Origin of the sequence: Chryseobacterium sp. VD8 (assembly GCF_037149975.1) — a bacterium.
Classification (GTDB): domain Bacteria; phylum Bacteroidota; class Bacteroidia; order Flavobacteriales; family Weeksellaceae; genus Chryseobacterium; species Chryseobacterium indicum.
The window spans coordinates 1-7,557 of the sequence record NZ_JBBCQL010000227.1 but is presented as its reverse complement, the minus strand read 5'-3'; the positions used below and the strand labels follow the sequence as shown (position 1 = coordinate 7,557).

Sequence of the window (7,557 nt, the reverse complement as noted above, 5' to 3'; positions counted from 1 at the left end):
GATGCTGTTTTACAGCCGGATACAGTTCAATATCTATTTTCAAGCTTGGAAATGTCGTAATTAGATATAAATCAGCAAATTCAAATGAGTATCGCTTAATATCACGCCCTCTTAATAACGGTCGTATGATTTCGGCAGATTTTGGATCTTCTGCAATGAGTTCATCTTTCTTTTTTTTATCAATTATAAAGGCTTCATTGTATCCCGTCAAAATCCCTCTATAGATATTAATATCCCATTCTTTAAGAGGGGTTCCTATAGCTTCAATTTTAGCTTTTATCCGTTGTTCGATATTACTTAATATAACCCAAGAGTCACTACTGGAAAAATTTGCTTTTACTAAATTCTGTCTAAAATAATCGCTCAAATTAATTAACAGCTTTTCTTTAACAATGCAGGCTTCTGTTTGTTGTCTATTTTTATCCCTGGTAAATGTCAAAATATTAGTATCTACTGTTGCTGTATCAAATATCTGATTTCCTGAGAAGTCAATTAAAATTTCAGGATTTGTTTTCTCTGCAAAAAATTTACGCAGACTCTCGCCATAGGCAGCTCTCATCCATTTATTGGAAGTAATAAAGGTTAATATTCCTTTAGGTTTAAGAATATCATATCCTAACTCATAAAATAAACTATAAATATCTCCAGTTTTAGCAAAAGTTTCATATTCCATTTGCTGAAGGGCATCACTTTCAGCTCCCATTTTTTGTAATTGAATGTATGGAGGATTCCCTATGATAGCATCAAAACCAATAAAATTTCCTTCGTTATCCAATACTTCCGGAAATTCAAAACGCCACTCAAAAGCATTTTCATATATCTTATTGTTCTTAATCTCTTCAATAAAATCTTCAATTTTTTTGATTTTAGCTTCCAGAGTTTTCTTATCTTTCTGTTGAGCTTTTGTTAAAGCAGTTTCAAAAAGTTGCTCACTTTGATACTTCGTATAATATTCTCCTCTCAATAGATTAAGAGATTTGATTTCTTTGCTGCTCTTGCTAATTTCTGTCCTGAATCCTGTTTTAATGTTGTTAATAAGTTGTTCTAATTCCCATTTTTGAGCTTTACTTTCTGCATTGCGGTAAAGATCAACAGCTTCCTTATACTTTTCTATGGAAATTCCTGTTTTTTTCAAAGCAGATGACAAGTTACTGTCCAATCCAAAACGGTTAATTAATGAATTGCCATTCTTAATATTAATATCAATATTAGGAAGTGTTTCCAATTCGTTCTCTGATTTATAATAAGCATTCTTCAGTAATTCAATCCAAAGACGAAGACGACATATTTTTACAGAATTGGGATTTATGTCTACGCCAAACAAACAGTTTTCTATAATGGTTTGTTTTTCGTGAAATAAAGTCTCCTGAATTCTCTGGCTTTCTTTAATTTTAGGATTATATTCGAAAAGTTCTCCATTTTCGTCTGTAATTATTAATTCGTCATTCTGTACTTCGATATTATAATCTTTTAATTTCTTCCCGAATTTATCTACCAGAATTCCAAGATCATTTTTAATCGCTATCAATTCATTAAGAGCAGATACCAAAAAGTGACCTGAACCAACCGCGGGATCGCAAACACGTAAAGAATTGACAATCTCATTTGCCTCTTTTATATCGTTTATTTTATTATGTAAATCGACAATTGATTTACAATCCCAATTCTTTATCTCATTGAATTTTTGTAAAACTGCTTTTCGTAACGTTTCTTTACACATATACATTGTGATAAAACCTGGAGTATAAAAACTACCATCTTTATATCCGTTAATCTTCTCAAAAATTAACCCAAGGACAGAAGCATTAATCAAGGTCTTATTTTCATCTAAAATATCTGCTGTCCCTTCACTTGCAAAATCATAAGCATCTAAAAATTCAAATAGATATTCTAAAGTATTAAGTTCTCCACTTCTTTTTTTACCTGTTGTATCTTTCAGAACTGTTGTAGGAAGTATGGGTATTTTCTTTTCGTCCTTTAGATTACTAATAATTAGAGTCGAATGCTCTAATTCGGTAGGTTCAAAAAGCGAACTATTCAAGTAAGGAACCTTTTCATAGGCTTTCTTAACATCTTCATTTCTGTCCTCATACTTTCTAGCTAGAACCTGAAAGAATAAAGTATTGAGATCGTCGTACTGTCTTATCTTATTAAAATTCAAGAAAAGAAATGCTTTATCTCCTTTATGATAATTAACAAGCTGTCCTTCCATTAACTTTAGGAATAAGACCCGGTTAATCCAAGTAATATTGAGTTCTAGAGCAATGTTGAAAAGTCTTTCTTCATATGAATCTCCATACAAAAATGGCTTACTGATACGATTTACCTTATCCAAAGAATCCAATTGTATAATGGTATCTTCTAATAAAGAACCTAAATTTCTTTGTCCAGACTTATTGCGCTCAATTAATCGTTTTCCAGCTTCCTTTGTCTCTGTTAATCCAATAATATGTAACAATTCATTATAAAAACTCTTATCTAAAGTATTACTGTCATTGATGAATGGAAGTTTTAGGAGATGAGCCGGACTAAATATTTTAAAAATAGCAATCAGCTTGTTGTCATCCCTTTGAGAATGGTTCTTTACAATAGATGCGTAATCTTTTAAATTGAAATAGGTAAACTCTAATTGACTAGCTACCTCATCTAAAAATGGCTTTGCAATTTCTTTATAGAATACATCTGTTGATATTCCTGAAAGTCTTTTCGTTTCAAAATCCTCAAATTGCTTAACTAATTTTTTGTTCTTAGCAAAAAAATATTCGAATTGATACGCATCAAAAATGAACCACTCATATAGATTGGTTACAATAAGATGTTTAACCTCCAAATTTTTATGTGTAATTCTCTCCCTAAGAAAATATAATAACAATTCCTGAAGTGCTTTAGTGTTTAGTTTTTTAGCACTTACCATTTCTGCAGAATTGCTAATGCTCTTGGTTTCAATAATGACCCCTACAGGACTAGCAGCTGTTTTATCAGTATGTATAACTAAATCATTTTTTCCTTTTGTATTTATATAGAAATCAGCATCAAAACCATTTTTTTTTAGGAAATCTATAATGAGATTTTTTTGAAATTCTTCGGATTCTTTTTCATTGATCCTTTCAAAAAGTGTTACAAAATTGTGCTTGAAATTTTCAATATCTTTTCTGTTTGGTTTAAGTTTCAGAAAGGATTTATTTAGAGATTTATGAGGAGTTAATATTTTTTGTGACACGGGCTTAGTTTTTATTGATGGTTATCCAATTTGTTTTTTTAATTCTTCTTTACTTGGAAGAATAGCTTTGTATTCTTTAGCAAAAATGGTCTTATTGTTTTCCGGAAGTGTAAATTCTATAACTGTTTTGTTCTCCTCTTTACAGAGAATAATTCCTATTGTAGGATTTTCATCCTTCGTCTTTATCTTTCTATCATAATAATTTACATACATCTGCATCTGTCCAATATCTTGGTGGGTTAATTTTCCAATTTTTAAATCTAATAGAACAAAACATTTGAGCAACCGATTATAGAAAACCAAATCCACAAAAAAGCTGTCACCGTCAAAAGTAAATCGCCGTTGTCTACCTTCAAAAAGGAAACCTTTACCCAATTCTAACATAAAATGCTCCAGCTTATTGATAATTTCTGTCTCCAAATCACTTTCGGAATAGCGACTATCTTCTTTCAAATCCAGGAATTCCAAAACATAATGACTTTTTAGAACATCTGTGGGCTTTTCTATAATTTGCCCTTTTTGAGCTAATTCTTTCACACCTTCTTTATCCCTGCTAAGAGCTAATCTTTCATAAATTGCAGAATTATATTGTCTGGTCAATTCTCTTACGCTCCAATTGTTTTGAGAAGCTTCTATTTCATAAAAGTTTCTTTCGTCTTCATTCTCAATTTTAAGTAATTGTATATAATGAGTCCACGATAGTGTAAATGGTAAATTACGAGATGGTGCTTCATCATTTAAATTTTCTGAAGAAATCCCAATCAGTGATTGGGATTTTCTAAATTCCCCAGTCATCGATTGGGGAATTCTGTCTTGAAATGTTAAATAAAATTTTCTGAAATATTCCAGATTTGAAATAGAATATCCTCTTCCAAATTCTTTCGTTAATTGTTTACTGAGTTTTTTAAGTATCTCCTTAGCGTATTCGGCTCTATCTTGGCCATTTTGTTCGTCCTCAACAATTATTCTACCTATTTCAAAATAAGTTAACAACATAGTAGTGTTAATATTGCGGACGATACTATTCTTAGCATTTTCAATCAAATGCTTAATGGATTTGAAAAGAGTGGATGATAATTGATGCATATTTACAAATTTAACATTATTTCCATTATCCTTCATCAATATCATATACTAAGAAGATGATTCTTTCCTTACGTAAGTTTATTTATTTAAGAATTGATTAAAAATACTTATTCAATTTGTTCGTTGGGGATTTTAAGAAAAAATTACTTTTTCCTATCTCGCTGTTTAACACCAACCTTCAACTCCCTAGCAAAATCCAACATCACCACCTGACTTCCTTGGAACGGATTATATGAAGGCTGATAATCAATATAGCCCGAAGAATGCAGATTCTTCAGGCATTTATGATAGGTGGCTTTTGAGCGGATTTTACTGATACGCATCACTTCATCGCGGGAAATACTGACCGGATTTCGGAAACGGCTGAAATTCCAGAACTGGAATAAGGCTAAATAGAGGCTGATGTGTGATGGGTTGAGCGTATTATCCTGAGCCACCTTTTCATAGAAAGCTGTGAGGTGTTTGATATAATTCATAATTTGGTTTCGGTGATGTGAAATATCATTACTTCTTTTTCAGCATTTCTTCGATGTCTTTGTAATTATAGTATAATGTCCCGCCAACACGGGTGTAAGATAATGTTCCATTGATCCGTAGCTTCTGCAATGTTCCGGAGGAGATTTTCAGAAGTGCTTTGACCTCTGACGAACGCAGCCATAATTTCTGTTGGAAAATTTTTATTTGAAACAAGTTTTGTATGTCTTCCAGCAATTCGGTTCTAAATTCCTGAAGGTCTTCTTTGGTGATTAGGTTTACGATCATAACTACTTCATTTTTGTTTTTGACTTAGTTTCTTCTACAAAGTTGTAGTATTAAAACATTGAAAACAATAGTGTTAGAGGGACGTAGGTTAAATAAGAACAATCTGGATGATGCAGGAATCTTTTGGAGATTAAAAAAGAATAATTTGGAATCTACCAGATGGCTTACAAAGAAAAAAAGACGAGTTCCGAAGTCTTTTCCCCTTTTTGCAAAAAAGGCTAGAGAGTCTTGGATATAAAACTTGAAAAGTTTGTATATACAAAGACACATCTTGCTTAATTGTACCTTAATTGTACTGCTGATTTTTCAGAGCTCTAAAAAAAATTGCATTTAATTGATTATTAATAAGTTGTAATAATTTCTTTTGAAAAGAAAAAAAGCAGAAAAGACAACAACATCAGGGTTGTTCAATTTTTGAGCCGCATTGACAGTACCCGGCTTAAATTCTGCACCGGGTTAGAATTGACCGGCTCACTTTTTGAGCCAGGTAAACCCTTTGTGGTAACATTTTTGAGCCGGTTTTCAAAAAAGTGGCTCAATTTTTACGCAGGGATATGAGCTGCTTTACTTTCTTGGATATAATTTAGAGATATGGAGGTTTAATTTTTAAGCCGTATCAACAGTATTTGGTTCAAATTCTGCGCCGGGTTAGGGATGACCGGCTTAATTTTTGAGCCAGGTAAGCGTTTTGTGGTAACATTTTTGAGACGGTTTTCAAAAAAGTGGCGCAATTTTAAAGCAGGGGCATTGAGCTGCTTTACTTTCTTGGATACACTTCAGAAATATGGTTACTCAAATCTTGAGCACGCATTTAAATATTCATCTCAATTTTTTACGCAAGATTTGTGTTGAGCTGCTTAATTTTTGAGCCGGTTTTAAGGTGAGCTGTGTACATTTTGCGCAGGTTTCCAGTTTACCTGTACTTAAATTACGCAGGTTTATGATAGATTATCCATCAATTTCTTTTTACAAAGATTGATTATATTTGAATTACTTTGAAGTTTTTAAGTAGAATAATTTTGTCAAAAATAAGCCGATGAATTACCAGGCATTTGAACCGAATCAGTACCTGACAGCATTTATCAAATGTTATTGGACATTGGAAAGCCCGAAAGAAGAAACGCCTGAAAAGCAAACCATCGTTCCTGACGGATGTATGGAGATGATCTTTCATTATGGCGATCTATACAAACAATACTTGGATAATGGGAACAGCATTATCCAGCCCAGATGTTTTGTCATCGGACAACTGACACGGCCACTTGAGATCGAGCCGACCGGCGAGACAGGAATTTTCTCTATCCGTTTTCATCCAGAAGGATTTTTGCCTTTTACCTCCATTTCGATAAAAGAGATGGAAAATACCGCCGTTTCTTTGGAAAAGATTTTTGGAAAGGATGGACAGGAAATTGAGCAACTGGTTTTAAATGCCAATTCAACTTCGGAGAGAATAATGCTTATTGAAAAATTTTTACTGGATCGGCTGACTGACATAGAAACCATTGACCGCATTGTAAAATCAACGGTTGAAACGATTATAACAGCCAATGGACAACTTCCGGTTGACGAATTGTCCAAGCTTACCCAAGTCAATCGAAGACAATTGTTACGCAAATTTTCTTCAGCCATAGGTCTCAGTCCCAAACAACTATCCAGGACGATCCGATTGCAGTCTGCGCTCAAAATGTTGCTGAATGATCAGTTCTACAACCTCGCAGATCTGGCTTATGAAAACGAGTACTATGACCAGGCGCACTTTATCAAAGAGTTTAAAGAATTTACCGGATCTACGCCCAAAGAATTTTATGGTACTCACGTTAAGATGTCTTCGCTTTTTTATGGTACAGATTAGACTTGTCCCATTTTTACAATTTTAGTTGCCAAAAACACTGCAACTTTGTCATCTAAACTTTCAGCAAGGAAGTTATCCAGTGTTTGAGAATCGAATAAAATAACAATTATTCAATCAGCTAATATTATGAAAACAGGAGCAAAATTTTTTATTACAGTCGTTAGTTTGGCTATTCTTTATTGCTGGACAATAAAGCAAACAAAGGACATTCAAAAAGCAGAATGGCTGATCGGTACCTGGGAAAATAAAACCCAAAAAGGCAGCATCTATGAAACCTGGACCAAAACTGGCAATAATGAATTGTCGGGGAAAAGTTATAGTATCAAAGGCAAAGACACGATCGTTTTTGAAAATATCCGGCTCGTGCAGAAAAATAAAAAGTTGTTTTACATTCCGACTGTTAAAAATCAAAATGATGGTCTACCTGTTCGTTTTGCCGCCAAAACCATTTCTGAAAATCAATTGGTCTTTGAAAATCCCGAGCACGACTTTCCGCAGATCATCGCTTACACAAAAATCACTTCCGATTCATTGATCGCCGAAATTTCGGGAACAAAAAACGGACAAAAACGCAAACAGACCTTTCCAATGAAAAGAGTGAAAAGGTAAAAATGTAGATAAGCTTTGGTTGATTCGA

Annotated in this window: 6 protein-coding genes; 2 read left to right on the top strand and 4 right to left on the bottom strand. The window is 33.3% G+C overall.

Annotated features, from left to right (window positions below; all coding sequences use genetic code 11):
- From WFK35_RS18755 to WFK35_RS18740, 4 genes are all read right to left on the bottom strand, one after another.
- A partial coding sequence (locus WFK35_RS18755) for a type IIG restriction enzyme/methyltransferase (RefSeq protein ID WP_336733838.1) occupies nucleotides 1–3,220 on the bottom strand: 3,220 nt, incomplete at its 3' end.
- 21 nt (nucleotides 3,221–3,241) lie between these two features.
- On the bottom strand, nucleotides 3,242–4,306 hold the full coding sequence (locus WFK35_RS18750; protein WP_336733837.1) for a PDDEXK nuclease domain-containing protein: 1,065 nt from the start codon (nucleotides 4,304–4,306) through the stop codon (nucleotides 3,242–3,244).
- 143 nt (nucleotides 4,307–4,449) lie between these two features.
- Nucleotides 4,450–4,782, bottom strand: a complete 333-nt coding sequence (locus WFK35_RS18745; protein ID WP_336733836.1) for a hypothetical protein — start codon at nucleotides 4,780–4,782, stop codon at nucleotides 4,450–4,452.
- A gap of 28 nt (nucleotides 4,783–4,810) precedes the next feature.
- A complete protein-coding gene (locus tag WFK35_RS18740) occupies nucleotides 4,811–5,068 on the bottom strand; it encodes a helix-turn-helix domain-containing protein (RefSeq protein WP_336733835.1) in 258 nt (85 codons plus the stop codon).
- 1,036 nt (nucleotides 5,069–6,104) lie between these two features.
- Between WFK35_RS18740 and WFK35_RS18735 the strand changes: the two genes are divergently transcribed.
- A complete protein-coding gene (locus WFK35_RS18735) occupies nucleotides 6,105–6,920 on the top strand; it encodes a helix-turn-helix transcriptional regulator (RefSeq protein ID WP_336733834.1) in 816 nt (271 codons plus the stop codon).
- A gap of 126 nt (nucleotides 6,921–7,046) precedes the next feature.
- A complete protein-coding gene (locus tag WFK35_RS18730; protein WP_336733833.1) occupies nucleotides 7,047–7,529 on the top strand; it encodes a DUF6265 family protein in 483 nt (160 codons plus the stop codon).
- Nucleotides 7,530–7,557: the final 28 nt, after the last annotated feature.

Coding starts and splice junctions, on each gene's coding strand:
- WFK35_RS18745 (WP_336733836.1), bottom strand. CDS start 4,782: ATGAATTATATCAAACACCTCACAGCTTTCTATGAAAAGGTGGCTCAG.
- WFK35_RS18735 (WP_336733834.1), top strand. CDS start 6,105: ATGAATTACCAGGCATTTGAACCGAATCAGTACCTGACAGCATTTATC.
- WFK35_RS18730 (WP_336733833.1), top strand. CDS start 7,047: ATGAAAACAGGAGCAAAATTTTTTATTACAGTCGTTAGTTTGGCTATT.
- WFK35_RS18750 (WP_336733837.1), bottom strand. CDS start 4,306: ATGCATCAATTATCATCCACTCTTTTCAAATCCATTAAGCATTTGATT.
- WFK35_RS18740 (WP_336733835.1), bottom strand. CDS start 5,068: ATGATCGTAAACCTAATCACCAAAGAAGACCTTCAGGAATTTAGAACC.